The sequence below is a fragment of the Erythrobacter sp. S267 genome (assembly GCF_057365045.1).
Map to the genome: position 1 here is coordinate 1127463 of NZ_CP200298.1, position 17546 is coordinate 1145008.

General features: G+C 59.9%; 15 protein-coding genes. 12 read left to right on the forward strand and 3 right to left on the reverse strand.

From position 1 onward, the window contains the following. Positions 1-35: 35 nt before the first annotated feature. Positions 36-2684, reverse strand: coding sequence for an Rne/Rng family ribonuclease (locus AC0V6X_RS05210; protein ID WP_486183526.1), 2649 nt, complete (start codon positions 2682-2684; stop codon positions 36-38). Between the two features lie 453 nt (positions 2685-3137). Between AC0V6X_RS05210 and AC0V6X_RS05215 the strand changes: the two genes are divergently transcribed. The 10 genes from AC0V6X_RS05215 (at position 3138) to AC0V6X_RS05260 (ending at position 12970) form a co-directional block, all read left to right on the forward strand. Beyond that, entirely contained in the window at positions 3138-4031 is an 894-nt protein-coding gene (locus AC0V6X_RS05215) for an N-acetylmuramoyl-L-alanine amidase family protein (RefSeq protein WP_486183527.1), read from the forward strand. Positions 4032-4094: 63 nt separating this feature from the next. Next, on the forward strand, positions 4095-6605 hold the full coding sequence (locus tag AC0V6X_RS05220; protein ID WP_486183528.1) for a penicillin-binding protein 1A: 2511 nt from the start codon (positions 4095-4097) through the stop codon (positions 6603-6605). Continuing rightward, positions 6605-7135 carry a peroxiredoxin gene (locus tag AC0V6X_RS05225; protein ID WP_486183529.1) on the forward strand — a complete coding sequence of 177 codons (531 nt, stop codon included), beginning with the start codon at positions 6605-6607 and terminating at the stop codon, positions 7133-7135. Before AC0V6X_RS05220 ends, AC0V6X_RS05225 begins: the two co-directional genes overlap by 1 nt. Positions 7136-7216: 81 nt before the next feature. Then, a complete protein-coding gene (gene prfB, locus AC0V6X_RS05230) occupies positions 7217-8344 on the forward strand; it encodes a peptide chain release factor 2 (protein ID WP_486183530.1) in 1128 nt (375 codons plus the stop codon). A gap of 66 nt (positions 8345-8410) precedes the next feature. Beyond that, complete coding sequence (locus AC0V6X_RS05235; protein WP_486183531.1) at positions 8411-9148, forward strand: class I SAM-dependent methyltransferase; 738 nt, start codon at positions 8411-8413, stop codon at positions 9146-9148. A 104-nt stretch (positions 9149-9252) separates the two neighbouring features. Further along, positions 9253-9762: a bifunctional 3-hydroxydecanoyl-ACP dehydratase/trans-2-decenoyl-ACP isomerase gene (gene fabA, locus AC0V6X_RS05240; RefSeq protein ID WP_486183532.1), complete on the forward strand. Its 510-nt coding sequence runs from the start codon at positions 9253-9255 to the stop codon at positions 9760-9762. 9 nt (positions 9763-9771) lie between these two features. Next, on the forward strand, positions 9772-11001 hold the full coding sequence (locus AC0V6X_RS05245) for a beta-ketoacyl synthase N-terminal-like domain-containing protein (RefSeq protein WP_486183533.1): 1230 nt from the start codon (positions 9772-9774) through the stop codon (positions 10999-11001). 11 nt (positions 11002-11012) lie between these two features. Beyond that, the gene (locus AC0V6X_RS05250; protein ID WP_486183534.1) at positions 11013-11801 is read left to right on the forward strand and encodes an enoyl-ACP reductase FabI; all 789 of its coding nucleotides are present in this window, start codon (positions 11013-11015) and stop codon (positions 11799-11801) included. A gap of 3 nt (positions 11802-11804) precedes the next feature. Next, positions 11805-12257: a GNAT family N-acetyltransferase gene (locus AC0V6X_RS05255; protein WP_486183535.1), complete on the forward strand. Its 453-nt coding sequence runs from the start codon at positions 11805-11807 to the stop codon at positions 12255-12257. Positions 12258-12286: 29 nt separating this feature from the next. Beyond that, complete coding sequence (locus tag AC0V6X_RS05260; protein WP_486183536.1) at positions 12287-12970, forward strand: esterase/lipase family protein; 684 nt, start codon at positions 12287-12289, stop codon at positions 12968-12970. Here AC0V6X_RS05260 and AC0V6X_RS05265 read toward each other — a convergent pair. Beyond that, positions 12967-13986, reverse strand: a complete 1020-nt coding sequence (locus tag AC0V6X_RS05265; protein WP_486183537.1) for a 2-hydroxyacid dehydrogenase — start codon at positions 13984-13986, stop codon at positions 12967-12969. The two genes, AC0V6X_RS05260 and AC0V6X_RS05265, sit on opposite strands and share 4 nt — an antisense overlap. A 149-nt stretch (positions 13987-14135) precedes the next feature. Here AC0V6X_RS05265 and AC0V6X_RS05270 point away from each other — a divergent pair, with 149 nt between their 5' ends. Then, a complete protein-coding gene (locus AC0V6X_RS05270; RefSeq protein WP_486183538.1) occupies positions 14136-14579 on the forward strand; it encodes an SH3 domain-containing protein in 444 nt (147 codons plus the stop codon). A 6-nt stretch (positions 14580-14585) separates the two neighbouring features. On the opposite strand, the gene AC0V6X_RS05275 is transcribed toward AC0V6X_RS05270, so the two are convergent. After that, positions 14586-15782: a thiolase family protein gene (locus AC0V6X_RS05275; protein ID WP_486183539.1), complete on the reverse strand. Its 1197-nt coding sequence runs from the start codon at positions 15780-15782 to the stop codon at positions 14586-14588. A gap of 156 nt (positions 15783-15938) precedes the next feature. Here AC0V6X_RS05275 and AC0V6X_RS05280 point away from each other — a divergent pair, with 156 nt between their 5' ends. Continuing rightward, on the forward strand, positions 15939-17369 hold the full coding sequence (locus tag AC0V6X_RS05280) for a coniferyl aldehyde dehydrogenase (protein WP_486183540.1): 1431 nt from the start codon (positions 15939-15941) through the stop codon (positions 17367-17369). Positions 17370-17546 lie beyond the last annotated feature (177 nt).

Genomic DNA, 17546 nt, shown 5'->3' on the forward strand with positions numbered 1-17546 from the left:
TGACTGGCGTCACTCACCAAAGGTGCGTTTCCTAGTCACTCACCAAAGGTGCGTTGCCACCAACCGCCGCGCTTCTTGCCGTCTTCGCTTGCATCTCCATCAGGCGCATCTTCGCCTTCGGGAGCGACAGGAGCATCGGCCACCGGTTCAGCGTCGGATTGCGCGTCCTCTGTAGTTGCCTCTTCCCCAGGAGCAGCCTCGACCTTTTTCTTACGTGGGGCGCGTTTGCGCTTGGGCTTTTCGGCGGGCTTTTCTTCTGCTGGGGCCTCTTCAGCCGGAGCAGCTTCAGCCTCCTCAACAGGAGCTACCTCGACCTTTTTCTTGCGAGGGGCGCGCTTGCGCTTGGGTTTCTCAGCAGGTTTTTCTTCCGCATCCGCTTCGGGAGCTTCAGCAGGAACCTCAGCCTCGGTTTCCGCTTCGGCAGAAGGTGCTTCGTCAGCCTTCTCGCTGTCGTCTGAGGTTTCTTGAGAAGCCTCGTCAGCGCCTTCCTGCTTCTTGCGACGGCCTCGGCCACCACGGCGACGGCGACGCTTGGGCTTTTCTTCGCCATCAGCATCTTCGCCATCCTTGGCGGTTTCGTCAGAGGTACCCTCGTCTGAGCCGTCCTGCACCTCTGCACCCTCGTCAGCGCCTTCATCCTGGCGCTTTTTGTTGCGGCCACGGCCTCCACGACGGCGACGGCGCTTTTTCTTCTTCGGCGCGTCATCCTCGTCATCCCCGTAGTCTTCCTCGGGGATGTCGTCGTCGTCATCTTCGTCGATGATCGGCTCAAACTTGGGCGCTTCAGTGGGGCGAGGGCCTGCGCTGCTCACGCTCATTTTCGCGCCTTCGTCTTCGCCTTCTGGCGAGACTTCGACCGAGACGCCGTAACGCTGTTCGATCTCGACCAGTTCATCCCGCTTTTCATTGAGGATGTAGAAGGCTGCCTCGGTGCTGGCGGCGAGCTTGATCGTCGTGCCTTTGCCCTTTGCCGCTTCGTCTTCGATCAGACGCAGAGCGGAAAGACCCGCCGACGAAGCCGTGCGCACAAGGCCGGTGCCATCGCAATGCGGACATTCGCGTGTCGTTGCTTCCAGCACGCCGGTGCGCAGACGTTGGCGGCTCATCTCCATCAAGCCAAAGCCGGAGATGCGGCCAACCTGGATGCGCGCGCGGTCGTTTTTGAGCGCTTCCTTCATCGCCTTTTCGACTTTGCGGACGTTGGAATTGTACTCCATGTCGATGAAGTCGATCACCACGAGCCCCGCCATATCGCGCAGGCGCAGCTGGCGAGCGATTTCTCGCGCGGCTTCGAGGTTGGTGTGCAGGGCGGTCTGCTCAATGCCGTGCTCTTTGGTGGAGCGGCCCGAGTTGATATCGATTGATACCAACGCCTCGGTCGGGTTGATGATCAGATAGCCGCCGGATTTCAACTGCACCATCGGATCATACATCGCCCGCAGCTGGTCCTCCGCACCATAGCGCTGGAACAGCGGAACGGGGTCAGAATAGGCTTTTACCCGGCGCGCATGGCTGGGCATCAGCATCTTCATAAAGTCCTTGGCCGACTTGTAGCCTGCCTCACCCTCGACCACGACTTCCTCAATCTCGCGATTGTAGATGTCGCGGATCGCGCGTTTGATGAGGTCGCTGTCCGAATGGATCAGGGCCGGCGCGGTGGAGGCGAGGGTGGTCTTGCGGATATCGTCCCACAGCCGCGCGAGGTAATCGAAGTCGCGCTTTATTTCAGTCTTGGTGCGGCTGATGCCTGCAGTGCGCACGATCAGTCCCATCGTCTTGGGAAGCGACAGGTCAGAGACCACTTGCTTCAAACGCTTACGGTCGCTTGATGAGTTGATCTTGCGGCTGATGCCGCCGCCGTGGCTGCTGTTGGGCATCAGCACGGTGTAACGACCAGCAAGGCTGAGATAGGTGGTGAGAGCGGCGCCTTTATTGCCGCGCTCTTCCTTCACGACCTGGACGAGCAGCACCTGACGGCGTTGGATAACGTCCTGGATCTTGTAGCGACGACGCAGAGCCATGCGCTTTGCGCGCACTTCGTCGACTTCCTTGGCGCGAGAGCGACCCTTCTGGCCTTTCTTGCCGCCTTGGCGACGACGGCCACGGCCACGGCGACCGCGGCGTGGCTTTTTGTCGCCATCATCAGAGTCTTCGGAAGATTCCTCTTCCTCGGTTCCCTCTTCTTCGTCGCTGTCGTCGTCTTCGCCGTCATCGTCGGAATGACCTTCCTCGATCGTGGCGACTTTGTCCTTTTCCGAGGTGTCGATTTCCTCAAGCCCGTCTTCGGCGAGGTCTTCAGCAAGCGCTTCTGCACTTTCTTCTTCGGCGTCGTATTCGTCGCCGGGGGCGATGCCCTCTTCCTCTTCCTCAGCCCGCAGACGCGCTTCTTCCTCAGCGGCCTCAGCCTCTTCAGCGAGCAGCCTTTCTCGATCAGCCTGCGGGATCTGGTAATAATCGGGGTGAATTTCGCTAAAGGCGAGGAAACCGTGGCGATTGCCACCAAAATCGACAAAAGCCGCTTGCAACGAGGGTTCGACCCGCGTGACCTTGGCTAGATAGATGTTCCCCTTAATCTGCTTGTGTTCAGCAGATTCGAAATCAAATTCCTCAATTCGATTGCCTTTGAGCACCGCCACCCGGGTTTCTTCCGAGTGGCGCGCATCGATTAGCATGCGCGTTGCCATTAATAATTCTCCAAACGCCTATCTTCCGCGCAAATATGCGGCGGGGTGGGCGTGATTTTTGTGGGTAATCGGTCCCAAGGCGCGCTTTGGCGAGCGATGGGCCGGTAGTGGTAACTGCGCTGATCCCGCCATTGGGGACGAGCGCGGTGTTCGTGTCTGCTGGGACGAGATTGCGGATAAGTTCCGCGCTGCGACTCGCGACAGGCCCAGCGCCATTCAGGCGGCGGGTGTATCCTTGCGAGGAGAAGCGTCTCGTCACTGCATCAACCTGTTGTGTGGCGGGAGCGCATACCCAAAGAGAGGGAGCGTCCGCCGTTTGAATGAAACTCTATACACAGCCGCTTAAATCCTTTGAGCGCCTGCATTAGTTTCGTGTTGCATCGTTAGCACCGTGGGTCGAATGCCGCAACTCTATTGCGTATACATGCCCCAACATTCTAAGCCCTTAACACAATGAGCATTCGCACGCTCCTCTTGCTGATCGTCGGCGTCCCGGTCCTGCTTTTGGGCGCGGCGAAGCTTACCGGTGCGGTTATCCCCGTTCCTGAGTGGGGACGCGATTATGTGATGCGCTTTCTCCTCAACCCGGAACAGGTTGAAGTTGAGCCGCTGCAACTGCCTGACATCCTTGGCCCTGATGACGCGTCCCGGCCTCTGATTGTGCTGGATGCAGGGCATGGCGGACGTGATCCGGGCGCGGTGAAGCGGTTGCCCGATGGAAGTGAGATTTACGAGAAGGACATCGTCTTTGCGATCACGCAGGCCTTGCGTGACAAATTGCTGGCTGACGGCCGTTACAGAGTGGCTCTGACCCGGTCAGAGGATGTGCTGGTCCCGCTCGCTTATCGGCCTGAGATGGCGCGGCAGCTGGAGGCGGATCTGTTCCTCTCGATCCACGCGGATAGCGCGGGCGAACTGAGCCAAGTTTCCGGTGCGAGCATCTACACCCTCTCCAATGAAGCCTCGAGCGAGGCCGCGGCTCGCTTTGCTGAACGAGAGAACTCAGTCGACCGGCTGAACGGTATCGTGATCGAGGGGCAGTCAGAGCAAGTGAGCGACATTCTTGTCGAGCTTTCACAAGAGCGAACACAGGAAGACGCGATTGAGTTTTCCGCCCTTATTGCACGCGAAGGACAGGGACGGATTGCTTTCCATCCAGAGGCGCGCCGCTCTGCTGCGCTGGCCGTGCTTCGCGCGCCTGACGTGCCTGGCGTCCTGTTTGAAAGCGGTTTTGTGACCAATGATGCGGACCTTGCTCGGTTGATGACTGAGGAAGGGCGCGACGAGTATGCGGAAGTGCTGGCGCAAGCGATCCGGGTCTATTTTGCCCGTCGGTCAGAGACCTGAGCGGCAAAAGCGCAAAGCGCGCGCTGGAAATCGCTGAAGAAGACCACTAAAAGCATGTCCACAATGACAACGACTGATCCTCAATCCCTGCCATTTGCATCCTATGCCCGGTATCGTTTGACTCATGATGTCAACGCGGCGCTGACGTGGTTTGCGGCAAAGTGGCGCGCGAGCTTGTTGTTCAAGCTTTTCGCGTTTTGCCTGATCATGGGTGCCATCGCATGGGTTGCCATGTGGGCCTGGCTTGCCAGCGACCTGCCCGAGGCTGAGAGCCTCACCGAATACCAAACTCCGCTTCCGACCGTGGTACGGGGTATCGACGGAGAGATCGTCCACTCCTACGCACGCGAACGCCGCGTGCAGCTGCAATATGCCGATTTCCCGGAGCCTTTGATTGAGGCCTATCTTTCGGCGGAGGACAAGACCTTCTTCAGCCATGGCGGCGTTGATGTGACGGGCACGGCCAACGCCGTGTTCGACTATGCGACGAAATACGGTTCGGGTGAGCGCGCGGTAGGCGGATCGACCATCACGCAGCAGCTCGCCAAAATCCTGCTGCTGGGCGATGAATATTCTGTCACGCGCAAGCTTAAAGAGATGATCCTCGCCAGCCGCATCGAAGATGTGCTGAGCAAAGAGGAAATCCTTGAGCTTTACCTCAATGAAATTCCCCTTGGTCGTCGTTCCTTCGGGGTTCAGGCCGCTGCGCGTGCTTACTTCGACAAGGATGTGGGTGAGCTTGACCTGCACGAGTTCGCCTTCCTCGCGATTTTGCCCAAAGCCCCCGAGCGTTATGGTCGCCGCGGGCAGGAAGGTGCCGCGATGGAGCGGCGCGATTTCGTTCTTAGCCAGATGGAAGAGAACGGCTTCATCACCGAAGCGGAGCGCGCCGAGGCTGCTGCCAAGCCGCTCGGGCTCGTAACTCAGCGGACGCAACGCAGCGCTGATGCCGGCTATTTCCTGGAGCAAGTGCGCCAGCAGCTGATCGAAGACTTTGGCGAAACAGCGGAGCAGGGCGAAAACAGCGTCTATGCCGGCGGCCTTTGGGTGCGCACGTCGCTTGATGTGGAACTTCAGAATGCGGCTCGGGATTCCCTGCGGCGCGGCCTGATGCGCTATCATGGTCGCCGGGGTTGGTCTGGTCCGATTGCTACGATCAATCTTGAGGAGGGGAACTGGGCGAGCCAGCTCGCGAGCTCTCCCATCGGTATCAGTTACGAGGATTGGCGCACAGGCGTGGTGACTTCGCGCAGTGGATCATCGGCGACTATTGGTTTTGCCAATGGTGATGAGGCGCCGCTCAGCGGCTTGCCCAATGCGCTCAAAGCTGGCGACGTGATCGCGGTCAAGCCGTCGGGCAATGGCTACAGCGTGGCCACCATTCCAGAGGCGCAGGGCGGTCTGGTTGTGCAGGATGCGCAAAGTGGCCGGGTGCTCGCCATGCAGGGTGGGTTTGACCACCGTCTCTCCCCACTTAACCGCGCGACGCAGGCAATGCGGCAGCCCGGATCGACGATCAAACCCTTCGTCTATGCGACCGGCCTTGACCAGGGCATGACGCCGAGCACGCAGATCGATAACACGCGCTATTGCTATTATCAGGGCCGCAGCCTGGGTGAGAAGTGCATTCGCGGAGGGCGCGCGGGCCAGTTCCCGATGCGTTATGGGCTTGAGCAATCGCAGAACATCATGACGGTCCAGATTGGCATGCAAGCCGGCATGGACAATGTGGTCGATACGATTGAGGCGCTTGAAATCTCCGAAGATCCCGATCCTTACGCGGCGACTGCGCTTGGGTCTGAGGAGAGCACTGTTCTCAAGATGGTCTCCGCCTATTCCGCAATTGCCAATCACGGTCGCCTCAACACCCCGACGCTGATCGACTATGTGCAGGACCGCAATGGCAAGGTTATCTGGCGCGCTGACACCCGCGCCTGCAACGGCTGCAATATGGCTGAGTATGATGGTTCGCCGATGCCGCGTTTCGGTATCAAGGGGCGTCAGGCAATGGATGCACGCACCGCGTTTCAGACGATGCACATGCTCGAAGGCGTGGTGACCCGCGGGACGGCGACGGTGCTGAATGGCCTCGACCTGCCGCTGTTCGGAAAGACCGGCACCACCAGCGGGCCGAAGGACGTGTGGTTTGTCGGCGGTACGCAGCGGCTGATGGCGGGCGCTTATGTGGGCTTTGACCAACCGCGCAATATGGGCGGTTGGGCCTATGGCGGGACGATTGTGGCTCCGATCATCAAGGATCTGATTGAAAGCTCAAGAGAGCGTTGGGTTTCGCTTCCGCCCGTGGCCCCCGATGGTATCCGCATGGTCCGCGTCGACCGGCGCACTGGCAAGCGCGTCCTTGATGGCTGGCCCTCCGGAGACCCGCGCGGCGACATCATTTGGGAAGCCTTTAAGCCGGACACTGAACCAGATCGCTCCACCCGGCAGGACGAGATCGCTGCCAAACGCGACGAAATCCTCGCCTTGATCCGCGCGGGCCGAGAAGGCGATGCTTTCATCCGGCGCGAGGGTGAGGTGGAGAACTTTGCTGAAGAGCAGGGAGGTATCTACTGATGCGTTTCACAGCGAAATTGACGGGCCTTGCAGCCGCTGCCTTGTGCTTTGCCGCACCCGCCTCGGCTGAGCTGCCAGTGGGTGCAGAAGCCCCGCACTTTACTACCGCCGCTGCAATGGCGGGGCGCGAGATGGGTTTCTCTCTCAACATTGCCCTGCGCCAAGGTCCGGTTGTGCTCTATTTCTACCCCAAGGCTTTCACCCAAGGCTGCACGCTGGAGGCCAATGCTTTTGCCGAAGCCATGCCGGAATTCAAAGAGCTGGGCGCGACCGTCATCGGCATGTCCAACGACGATATCGAGACGCTCAAACGGTTCAGCCGTGAAGAATGCCGCGATGCGTTTCCCGTGGGCGTTGCGGGAGAGGATTTGATTGAGGCCTATGACGTGGCCCTCGGTTCATCCCGCGTCGCCAGTCGCACGTCATACGTGATCGCGCCCGACGGCCGGATCGCGATGGTCTATTCGAACAGCGACTATCGCGGCCATGTGCGTGAGACGCTGGCGGCTGTGCGCGCCCTTTCCGATTAGCGCTTCCTCACCCGCTCCGCTTTACAATTACTGCCCTCTCGCTAAGCGAGGCGGCCACACGAACTCTTCAAAGGAAATGCCATGCGGGCCGAGGCTCAAGCCTATATCGACCGGATCGAAGCGGCGCTTGATCTGGTGCGGCAATCGCTCGATTGGGAAAGCGCATTGCGGCGCCTCGATGAACTGAGTGCGCGCGTACAGGACCCCAATCTCTGGGATAATCCCAAGGAAGCGCAGAAGATCAGCCGCGAGCACAAACAGCTCGAAAGCGCGGTCGACACGGTCAACCAGATCTCGTCTGAGATGAGCGACGCGGTCGAATTCATCGAAATGGGAGAGGCTGAGGGCGAGGAAAGCATCGTCAGTGACGGTCTTGCCAGTCTCGAAAAGCTCGCGGCGCGGGCCGATGCCGACAAGGTGCAAGCGCTTTTGTCGGGTGAGGCGGATGCCAACGACACGTATCTCGAAATTCACGCTGGCGCGGGCGGTACGGAATCGCAGGATTGGGCCGAGATGCTCTTCCGCATGTATTCACGCTGGGCCGAACGGCGCGGCTTCAAGGTGGAGACGGTTGAGTACCAGGCGGGCGACCAGGCCGGGATCAAGACTGCGACGCTCCAGATCAAGGGTGAGAATGCCTACGGCTATGCGAAGACGGAAAGCGGCGTCCACCGCCTCGTCCGCATCAGCCCCTATGACAGCGCGGCAAAGCGCCACACCAGCTTCTCTTCCGTCTGGGTCTATCCGGTGATCGACGATGACATCGAGATCGACATCAATCCCGCTGACCTCAAAATCGACACTTACCGCGCGTCCGGAGCAGGCGGGCAGCACGTCAACACGACCGATAGCGCCGTGCGCATCACCCACCAGCCCACCGGTATCGTGGTAGCCAGCCAGAACGACCGCTCCCAGCACAAGAACCGCGCCACCGCGATGAATATGCTCAAAGCGCGTCTGTTCGAACGCGAGATGCAGGAACGCGAGGCAGCAGCTTCTGGCGAGTACCAGGAGAAGAGCGAGATTGGCTGGGGACACCAGATCCGCTCCTATGTGTTGCAGCCGTACCAGATGGTAAAAGATTTGCGCACCGGGTTCACCTCAAGCTCGCCAGACAAGGTGCTTGATGGAGAGATTGACGGCTACATTTCCGCTGCGCTCGCCCAGCGAGTGACCGGAGAGACCGTCGATGTGGAGGATGTTGAGTAGCGTGCGTCATGGAAGCGCATCCGGTGTTAATCATGAGGTCAATATCAGCCTGTCAAGGCGAATGTCATGGTGGTGCCTAGTTTGAAGAGCCTCGGATCAGTTGTGTGCGCGCTTGCGGCTCTCGCGAGCCTTGCTGCTTGCGATCTGGCGCCTCAAACGGATCGACCCGAAACGGCGCTCGATTTCCCGCAGCCGGATCGTCCCGTGGCGGAAACCGTCTCCAACGAATTCTCAACCGAGATCGACCGCGACGAACGCGGTGAGGCGCAGGCGGTTATGGATCTCGCCAATATCTCCGAAGGGATGACCGTTGCCGATATTGGCGCAGGGGAAGGGTACTACACGATTCGCCTTGCGAACCGCGTGGGCAAAGATGGCCGCGTGCTCGCACAGGACATCGACCGCGAGGCGCTCCAACGGCTCGGCCAGCGCGTTGAACGTGAGAGGCTTGAGAACATTTCCATCAAGCTTGGCCAGCCCGACGATCCACAACTGCCGGTCGATAGCTTCGACCGGATATTCATCGTCCACGTCTATCGCGAAGTGACGGAGCCCTATGCGTTTCTGTGGCGCATGTGGCCGGCTCTGAATGAGGGCGGGCAGTTGATTGTCGTCGACATCGACAAGCTGGAAGGCGTGCGCGGCATCCCTCCCAAACAATTGTTCTGCGAATTCGATGCAGCCGGTTTCCGCTTGCTCGAATTTGTCGAGCGGCCCGATCTCAAAGGCTACCTCGCGCGCTTTGAGCGCAAGGATGATCGCCCTGACCCATCCGAGATGACAGCCTGCGCTAGCATATCGTGATCGTTGAAAGCTGGGCCTAGGCCACTCTCAACTCTTCCAACCTGAAAGCCGGGGTGCTAGGCGCACCGCCAAGCACCAAATAACAGGCGGGAGCACCAAGCGGGATGAGCGATTTCCCCACGAGTTTTGACCAAGAAGATCTGCTGAAATGCGCGCGCGGAGAGCTGTTCGGCCCCGGCAATGCGCAATTGCCAGCGCCTCCAATGCTGATGATGGACCGGATCACCGAAGTTTCAGGCGATGGCGGTGAACATGGCAAAGGCCACATCGTCGCCGAGTTCGATATCAAGCCCGATTTGTGGTTCTTCGATTGCCACTTCCCCGGCAACCCAATCATGCCCGGCTGCCTTGGCCTTGATGGCCTGTGGCAGCTCACCGGCTTCAACCTGGGTTGGAGAGGCTGGAAAGGGCGCGGCTATGCGTTGGGCGTTGGCGAAGTGAAACTGACCGGGATGGTCCGGCCCGATCGCAAGATGCTCAAATATTTTGTTGATTTCACCAAGGCGGTGCAGACCCGCCGCCTCACCATGGGCGTTGCCGATGGCCGGGTCGAAGCCGATGGCGAAGTCATCTATCAAGTCAAAGACATGAAAGTAGCGCTTTCCGAAGCGTAAGAGGGGATCATGCGCCGCGTAGTCATCACAGGATTGGGGATTGTCTCCTCAATCGGAAACAATGCCGAAGAGGTTCTTGCATCGCTAAAGGCGGGCAAGTCAGGCATCACTTTTAACGAGGACATGGCCGAGCACGGCTTCCGCTCGCAGATTGCGGGTGCGGTGGACCTCGACATCAAGGAGCACGTCGACAAGCGCACCTTGCGCTTCATGGGGCCGGGCGCTGCCTATGCTCATATTGCGATGGGTCAGGCGATTGCGGATGCAGGGCTTGAGGAAAGCGATGTCATCAATCCCATGACCGGGGTTATTGCAGGCTCAGGCGGGCCTTCCACCTCTGCCATGTTCGCCGCGCACCAGACGGTGCTGAAGACCGGCGGGACCAAGCGGATTGGACCGTTTGCTGTGCCCAAGACGATGTCTTCGACGATCAGCGCGAACCTTGCGACCGCCTATCAGATCAAGGGCATGAACATGTCGATCACATCGGCCTGTTCAACCTCGCTCCACTGCATCGGCCTTGCTGCCCAGCAAATTGCGCTGGGTCAGCAGGACGTGATGTTCGGCGGCGGCGGGGAGGAGCTCGACTGGACGCTTTCCTGCCTGTTCGATGCGATGGGCGCGATGTCGAGCAAGTATAACGACACGCCCGAGCGCGCGAGCCGCGCTTTTGACGCCGACCGCGATGGCTTTGTCATTGGCGGGGGCGGCGCGATTGTTGTGCTCGAAGCGCTGGAGCATGCTCAGGCACGCGGCGCCAAGATCTACGCCGAAGTCACCGGTTTCTGTGCCACCTCTGATGGCGCCGACATGGTCGCTCCCTCGGGCGAAGGCGGCGAGCGGGCGATGCGCGGCGCGGTCAAGACGCTCGGCGAAGATCGCAAGGTAAGCTACATAAACGCCCACGGCACTTCGACCCCGGTCGGCGATGTAGGTGAGATCGAAGCGGTCCGCCGTGTGTTTGGAGAGGGTTCTACCCCGCCGGTTTCCTCGACCAAGTCGATGACTGGCCACAGCCAAGGCGCAACCGGCGCGCAAGAGGCAGTCTATTGCCTGCTCGCGCTGGAGCATGATTTCATCATCCCGTCGATCAACGTTGAAACGCTCGACCCGGCGCTCAAGCCGGAGGAGATCGCGACGAGCCTCGTTGAGAATGCGGGACTGGATACGGTGATGACCAACAGCTTCGGCTTTGGCGGGACCAATGGTTCGATGCTGATGTCGAAGTTTCACGGATAGGGTGAAGGTATATGGGCGTTCTTGCGGGTAAACGTGGACTTGTGATGGGCGTGGCCAACGAACGCTCCATCGCCTGGGGCATTGCCAAGGCCTGTGCTGAGGCGGGAGCGGAACTGGCCTTTACCTATCAGGGTGAAGCCTTTGGAAAGCGCCTGGAACCTCTTGCGCAGAGCGTCGGCTCTGACACGATGCTCGACGTTGATGTCACGGATGATGCTTCGCTGGATGCAGCGTTCAGCGCCTTGCAGGACAAATGGGGCACGCTCGACTTTGTGGTCCACGCCATCGCCTATTCGGACAAGGCAGAACTGACCGGCCGTATCCTCGACACCAGCCGCGCCAACTTCAAGAACTCGATGGATATTAGCGCCTACAGCTTCATCGAAGTCGCCCGCCGCGCACATCCGATGATGGTTGAGAATGGCGGCACTCTGCTGACTTTGAGCTATATGGGCTCGACACGCGTTACTCCCAATTACAACGTAATGGGCGTCGCGAAGGCGGCATTGGAAGCGGCTGTCCGCTACCTCGCCAACGACTTGGGGCCGGAAGGCATTCGTGTGAATGCAATCAGCCCTGGCCCGATGAAAACGCTGGCGGGTTCCGCAATCGGCGGCGCGCGCAAGACCTTCAAGCACACTGACGCCAATGCGCCTCTGCGTTCCAACGCGACGCTTGAGGCTGTGGGAGGCACGGCGGTCTACCTCATCTCTGATGCAGGGGCCTTTACGACCGGCGAGAACGTCCGGGTTGATGGTGGCTTCCATGTGCTGGGCATGCCGCAGCACGAGAACCTGTAAACCATGGAAATCCGGCGAACCGATCTCTCTGAACCGGAGGTCGTTGCGCTGCTCGAATTGCACACGCGCGAGATGGACGAAGGTTCGCCTCCTGGCACATGCCACGTGCTAGACCTTTCCGGCCTTCAGGTTCCGGGCATAGAGGTGTTCGCGGCATGGGAAGGGGAGCAATTGCTCTCTATCGGAGCGCTCAGGCAGCATGACACTTTCGGCGAGATCAAGTCGATGCGCGCCCATCCCGCAGCGCGTGGAACTGGCGCAGGCAAAGCGATGCTCACCCACTTGCTCGACCGCGCTCGCGAGTTGGGCTTTGGGGAGGTCAAACTGGAGACAGGCTCTGGCGAATTGTTCGAAGCGGCCGTCGGGCTCTACAAAAGCGTTGGCTTCGAACCTTGCGCGCCCTTCGCGGGATACACGCCGGGCGACTTTAACAAGCTCTACGCGCTCAAACTCTAATGGAACGGCCGCCGCCTAAGTCTTTGCTGTTGAAAGAGGCGCCATGGCTGGCGGCGATTGCGGCTAGTCGCTTCAGGCGCGCTCGCAAGATTGAGCTTGAGCCGAAGATTGAAGGGGCCTTGCCGCCGGTTCTGGTCCTTCCTGGGCTGATGTCGAATGATGGCACAACCTCACTGTTGCGGAGGACGCTCACGCAAAGCGGCTTTCCAGCTTACCCTTCGCAGCTTGGCCTGGTGACGGGTGTTACCCCGGACGCGCTTGGCTTGGCAGAGCGCGGATTGGACGAGATCGCCCAGCATCACGGTGAACCGGCTGTCTTGCTGGGTTGGAGCCTGGGCGGGATATTCGCCCGAGTTCTCGCTCAGCGTCACCCGCAGAACGCGCAGATGGTGGTCACGCTGGGCACTCCCTTTTCGGGAGATCGGCAGGCGAACAATGCGTGGCGGCTGTACAACGTGCTAAACGACCACACCGTGCGAGAGCCAAGCCTTCCCGATGATCCCAGCATCAAACCGCCGGTGCATACGGTCGCGGTGTGGTCTCCGCGTGACGGAGTGATCCCGCCCGAATGCGCAAGGGGCAAGCCGAGCGAGCGGGACAGCGAACGCGAGCTTGATGTGACTCATATGGCGTTTGGGGCAGGGCGGCAGTCGATCGAAGCGACGGTGCGGATTGTCGCTCAGGAATTGGCCACCGTGAAAGGTGCCCCTTAGCCGCCGACCAGCGCGGTAAGTACTTGATCTGGCGGACGGTGGCCATCGGCCCAGAAGCGGATGTTGGCGATGACTTTTTCGCCAGATGCCTCACGCCCTTCAACCGTGGCGCTCCCGATATGGGGCAGGGTCATGACGTTGGGGTGATCGAGCAGCCGCTGATCGACATTCGGCTCGTCGGGATAGACGTCGAGAGCAGCGCCCGCCAATTGCCCGGATTGAAGCGCGGCGATCAAGGCTTCCTGATCGACGATTTCAGCGCGCGCGGTGTTCACGATTGAGCTCCCCGACTTCATCATGGCGATCCGCTCAGCATTGATTATCCCGCGTGTCTCATCGGTTAAAGGGGAATGGATCGAGAGGATGTCAGCCTCTCGCATCAGCGTATCAACATCCTCAACATGCCGTACGCCCAGCATCTTCTCTACCGCGTCAGGCAGGCGCCGGCGGTTGAAGTAGATAACCTCAAGCCCAAAGGCGCGGGCGCGGTGGGCCACCGCTTGCCCAATCCGCCCCATGCCCAGAATGCCGAGCGTCTTGTCACCCAACTTGCGTCCCAACATCCCAGTGGGAGCCCATCCGGTCCACTCTCCGCGCCGGACCAATTGAGTGCCTTCACGGATGCGGCGGGGGACGCCAATGATCCCGGCCATTGCAAGGTCGGCGGTGTCATCGGTGAAAACGCCCGGCGTGTTGGTGACAAGGATTTTGCGCGCTGCCGCTGCGGCAAGATCAATATGCTCCGTCCCCGCACCAAAGTTTGCGATCAGGCGCAGGTCTGGCCCCGCACTTTCGATCATCTTTGCATCGATTGTGTCGGTAACAGTTGGAACCAGCACGTCGCAGTTTTGCATCGCTGCAATCAGCTGGTCCCGGCTCATTGGCGTGTCTTCGGTGTTGAGGCTGGCATCATACAGCTCACTCATCCGCGTCTCGACACTCGGGGCCAGATGTCGGGTGACCACCACGCGTGGTTTGCCGGAAGGGAAATGCGGGGGAGTGTGGGTATCGGCCATAGCTATGTTCGCTAAGGCCAATCGCCCGGCTCGGTCAAGCGGCCTCTTGCGGCTTGAACTCAGTGGGTGAGGGTGGCACCATAAAGCCGATGGCTGCGATACGATCCTTTGTTCTTTTTGCGCTCGCATTGTTGATGGCGGGAACCGTTTTGACTGGCACGGCATCGGCCCAGTCAGACGAAATGCCGCATTGGCGCACTCTGCGCTACGACACGGTGAATATGCGGGTTGGGCCCAGCCTCGAATACAAGATCGACTGGGTTTATAAGCGCGAAGGCCTGCCGGTCATCGTCCTGCGTCAGCGAGACGGATGGCTTTATGTGCGTGATCATGAGGGCACGCAGGGCTGGGTTGCGGCACGGCAAACGACTTCGAGACTGGGCGGGATGATCGTCGGCGATGGTCTTGCAGACCTGCGCGCTGAGCCGAGCGCCACCGCCGCCGTCAAATGGCGCGCCGAACCGGGCGTCGTCGGTCGCATCAATGAATGCAGCGAGGATCACTGCGAGCTCGACGTGGACGGCAGGATAGGATGGGTGGCGATGGATCGCTTGTGGGGCGTGGGGGAGATTGAACTCCCCGACACCGATTAGTCCGGTTTAGACCAACTCGACCGCTACAGCCGTCGCTTCACCGCCACCGATGCAGAGGCTTGCTACGCCGCGTTTTTTGCCCTGAGACTTCAGCGCGTTGAGCAATGTCACGATGATCCGCGTGCCGCTCGCGCCGATGGGGTGGCCCAGTGCTGTCGCTCCGCCATTGACGTTGATCTTTGCGTGGTCGATGCCAATGTCGCGCATCGCGAACATGGCGACACAGGCGAAGGCCTCGTTGACTTCCCAAAGGTCGACATCATCGACGCTCCAGCCAGCATTGGCGAGCACCTTCTCAATGGCTCCGACTGGAGCGACCGTGAAGTCCTTGGGCATACGAGCATGCGCGGCCATGGCGACGACCTTGGCAACTGGCTCCTGACCGTTATCCTTGGCAACACTTTCACGGGTGAGCACAAGGGCTGCCGCTCCGTCGGAGATTGAGCTTGACGTGGCCGCCGTGATTGTCCCGTCCTTGGCAAAAGCTGCGCGCAGCTGCGGGATCTTGTCCGGGCGCCCTTTGCCGGGTTGTTCGTCCACTTCGACCGTCACATCGCCCTTGCGCGTGCTGAAGGTGACGGGGACAACTTCGTCCGCAAATGCTCCGCTTTGAATGGCAGCATTCGCTCGGCTCAGGCTCTCGATTGAGTAAGCGTCCTGTTCCTCGCGCGTCAGTTGGTATTCGTTGGCTGTGTCCTGCGCAAAGGTGCCCATCGCGCGGCCTTCTTCATATGCGTCCTCCAACCCGTCGAGGAACATATGGTCATAGGTCGTGTCATGCCCAATCCGTGCGCCAGAGCGATGCTTTTTAAGCAGGTAGGGCGCGTTGGTCATGCTCTCCATTCCGCCCGCGACGACGTAATCGATGGTGCCGCTCGCCAAAGCCTCCGCGCCCATGATCACGGTCTGCATCCCGCTGCCGCAGACCTTGTTGACGGTGGTGGCCTGAACGCTTTCAGGCAGGCCAGCCTTGATGACCGCCTGACGGGCCGGAGCTTGACCGAGGCCTGCTGGCAGGACGCAGCCCATATAGGCGCGGTCAAACTTGTCGCTCTCAACGCCCGAACGCTCAACCGCAGCCTTTACCGCCGTTGCCCCAAGATCGGTTGCAGAGACATCTGCCAAAGCCCCCTGCATCCCGCCCATCGGGGTGCGGGCATAGGAGAGGATCACAATCGGGTCGTTGGCGGAAAACTGGGTCATGGGAGAAGTCCTTCTTCCAAGGAAAAGCAAAACGTGCAGCTGATCTAATGCTGCAATGCGGCAAAGGCAACGGAGAGGGGATTAGCAATTCGTATTAGCTTGCGAGGCGGCTCAGATTGCGCAAGAACCAATGGCAAAATGAAACGGAGAGGGATTATGGCTGACGACAAACGCGCAGAGCTTGAGAGGCTGTTGAGGCTGCAACGCGCAGCATTCACCGCCTCACGGCCCGAAAGCATGGATATGCGCAAGGACCGGATCAAGCGGGCGATGGCGCTGCTCAAGGATCATGCGGAAGACTTCTGCAAGACGATGAGCGCCGATTTCGGCAACCGCGCGATGGAGCAGTCGATGATCACCGACATTGCTGGCACTGTGGGGTCGGGCAAGCATGCGCTCAAACACATGGACAAATGGGCCAAGACAGAGAAGCGCCCAGTCCAGTTTCCGCTCGGTCTGCTCGGAGCCAAGGCAGAGGTGCGCTATGAGCCAAAGGGCGTCATCGGCATCCTCAGCCCCTGGAACTTCCCCGTTAACCTCGCTTTCTCGCCGCTGATGCAGGTGCTCGCCGCAGGCAATCGCGCGATGATCAAGCCGAGTGAGTTTACCGAGCGCACCAGCCTGCTGATGGCAGAATTGGTCGCGGAATACTTCACCCCTGACGAGGTCACGGTGGTCACCGGCGGTCCCGAGGTTGCCGCGGCGTTCTCATCACTGCCCTTCGACCACCTCGTCTTCACCGGTTCGACTGCCACAGGTCGCCGCGTGATGCAGGCTGCGGCAGAGAACCTCGTCCCGGTCACATTGGAGCTGGGCGGCAAGTCTCCCGTTATCATGGGGGAGAGCGCCGATTTTGCCAAAGCGGGTGAGCGGATTGCCTTGGGCAAGATGATGAACGCAGGGCAAATCTGCCTTGCTCCTGATTACATGTATGTGCCGGAAAGCAAGCAGGACGAAGCCGTTGCTGGTGTCGCGACTGGCGTTTCGAACATGTATCCGACGCTGCTGGAGAATGACGACTACGCTTCAATAGTGTCGGACCGCCACTTCGAGCGCCTACAAGGCCTCGTCGAAGATGCGCGCGACAAAGGCGCCGAGGTGATTGAGGTCAATCCGGCGGGCGAGGATTTCGGCAATGCGAACCAACGCAAGATGCCGCTCACGGTTCTCAAGAATGTCAGCGATGACATGACCGTGATGCAGGAGGAGATCTTTGGCCCGGTCCTGCCGGTCAAGACCTACAAAGGCATCGACGAAGCGGTGGAATACGTGAACGAGAATGACCGTCCGCTCGGCCTTTATTACTTCGGCGAAAACAAGTCTGAGCAAGAGCGCGTCCTGACCCGCACGATCTCGGGCGGGGTGACGACCAACGATGTGATTTTCCATGTCTCGATGGAGGACCTGCCCTTTGGCGGAGTCGGGCCATCAGGCATTGGCAGCTACCACGCCGTCGAAGGCTTCCGAGAGTTCAGCCATGCGCGTGCGGTCTATCATCAACCCAAGATCGACATTGCGAAGCTGGGCGGGTTCAAACCACCTTATGGTAAGGCGACAGAGAAGGCCGCCGCGCAGATGATGAAATGAGACCATTTGCCGCAAGTATTGCGGTGCTGTGCGTCGCGCTTGCCTTTCCTTCTTCGGCGCAAGGGCCGGAGGATTCGCTTGCGACCTGGCCGTCTCAATCTGTCGTCGATGCTGCGCCAGAGGGAGCAGAACCTCCAAGCGCATCAGATTTTGCCGAGCAGATGGCCTCGCGTTTCC